1 protein-coding gene is annotated in these 1,845 nt (G+C 63.6%); it reads right to left on the reverse strand.

The window, feature by feature from the left end; translation table 11 throughout:
- Positions 1-129 precede the first annotated feature (129 nt).
- The gene (gene istA / locus IVA87_RS13285; RefSeq protein WP_247333805.1) at positions 130-1,680 is read right to left on the reverse strand and encodes an IS21 family transposase; all 1,551 of its coding nucleotides are present in this window, start codon (positions 1,678-1,680) and stop codon (positions 130-132) included.
- Positions 1,681-1,845: the final 165 nt, after the last annotated feature.

Below are 1,845 nucleotides of genomic sequence, written 5' to 3' on the forward strand. Positions count from 1 at the left end.
CGTCGCGGCTGAGATCGGCGGCATTGTCCTGTTCGGCCAATTGCCGATAGGCGGCCGCCATTCCGGCAAGGCCGAGGGCCTGCATCTGGTCGAGGGTCGGGTGGGTCAGCATCACGATCTTCCTTTCCTTCATTGATAATAGGCGCCGCCACGGATGTTGGCGTGGGAGGGCGTGGCTTTGATGGGCTCGGCGGCAGGGCTGGCGCGGTCCAGCCCGGATTTGAGGATGGCGCTCACGGAGGAGTAATTGACCGCGTTGATGGCGAGCGCCCTCTCACAGGCCGCTTCCAGCCGATTGCGCTCGTAGCGCCGCGCCAGGGCGATGATCCCCATGGCGGAGCGATAACCCTGCTCGGGATGCGGGCGCTCACGCATCATCCGCTCGACCAGGGTGGCGGCGTTGACGCCGACCCGCGCTGCCCTCTTGATCAAACTCGCCGGTGTCATATTGGCGTAACGCTGATGGGCCTTGGGCATGTGCTCGTTCACGGTGACATGGCCGCTGCGCTGAGAGCGGCGCACATGGCTGGCGACACGCGTGTGATCCTGGAAGATCTCGACGGCTCGATACGTGAGCCGGACGTCCACCCGACGACCGATCAGTCGGTGCGGCACCGAGTAAAAGGTCTTGTCGACTTCGACGTGATAATCGGGATGGACCTTCGCCGTTTTCCACTCGGCGTATTCGAACGGTTCGCTCGGCAGCGGCGCCAGCGCCTCGCGCTCGATCTCCTCGAACAGCTGCCGGCGGGATTTGCCGATATGGCGCATCGGCCGATTGTTCAGCTCCTCCAGCAAACCGCCGATCGCGGCATTGAGATCGGTCAGGTTGAAGAACCGCCGATGGCGCAGCCGTGCCAGAATCCAGCGCTCAACAATTAGCACCGCGCCTTCAACCTTGCCCTTGTCGCGCGGCTTGCGGCTGCGGGTCGGCAAAATCGTCGTGTCGTAGTGCTCGGCCATGGCGGCAAAGGTTTGGTTGAGCGTCGGCTCGAACCACAACGCCTTGACGACCCCGGCCTTCAGATTGTCGCAGACGATCGCCTTGGGGACTCCGCCGAAGTACGACAGCGCCCGGGTCTGGCCTTCGATCCAATCTGGCAGTCGCTGACCGAAGCTCGCCATAGCGAAGGTCAGCGACGAGGCCCCGAGCACCGCGACAAATATCTGCGCCTGACGGATCTCGCCGGTTTGCGGATCGGTCACCTCCACCGTCGGGCCGGCATAGTCGGTCTGCATCACCGCACCCGCCGCGTGGCGGTGGCGGAAGGTTGGGTTCGCCCGCCGCCGGTAGGCGTCAAACTTCTCGCAGAACCAAGTGTAACCGTAGCCGTCGGGATGAGCCGTCCGGTATTCCTGCCAAAGCAGCGTCAGCGTCACGCCCTTGCGCTTGAGTTCCTGCGCCACCCGTGGCCACTCAGGCTCGCTCAAGTCCTGCGGCGGTCGCCCGACCCGCCGGAACAAGGCCCGCTGTAACGCCGCCTCGCTCTCGCAAATCGGCGGCAGCGGCCAGCTCAAGCCCGCTTCGCGGGCCCGCAGCAGGTAGGTGGCAACCGAGGTCTTGCTGATCTGCAGCCGTTCCGAGATTGCCCGCACCGACAGGCCCTGCTCGTACGTCAGCCTCAGGATCGATCGTAGGTCCTTCACAGTGGTTCGTTTCGCTTGCTTCCGTCTCGGCATTGCCCCTCTCAAACTCAGCTTGAGAGAGAACATTGCCTGAACGGCGCTCCCGAAAACCAACCTCCCGCATCTGTCCGCGATTTAGCGGAATCCCTGTCCCGGAGTTACTGAAATCGCTGTCCGCGAATTACCGAAATCGCTGTCCGGGAATTGCCGAAACACGCA

Origin of the sequence: Bradyrhizobium sp. 147 (genome assembly GCF_023073935.1) — a bacterium.
Classification (GTDB): Bacteria; Pseudomonadota; Alphaproteobacteria; order Rhizobiales; family Xanthobacteraceae; genus Bradyrhizobium.

Bases quoted from the DNA above. Each gene is read 5' to 3' on its own strand.
- istA (WP_247333805.1), bottom strand. From the start codon at position 1,680: ATGCCGAGACGGAAGCAAGCGAAACGAACCACTGTGAAGGACCTACGA.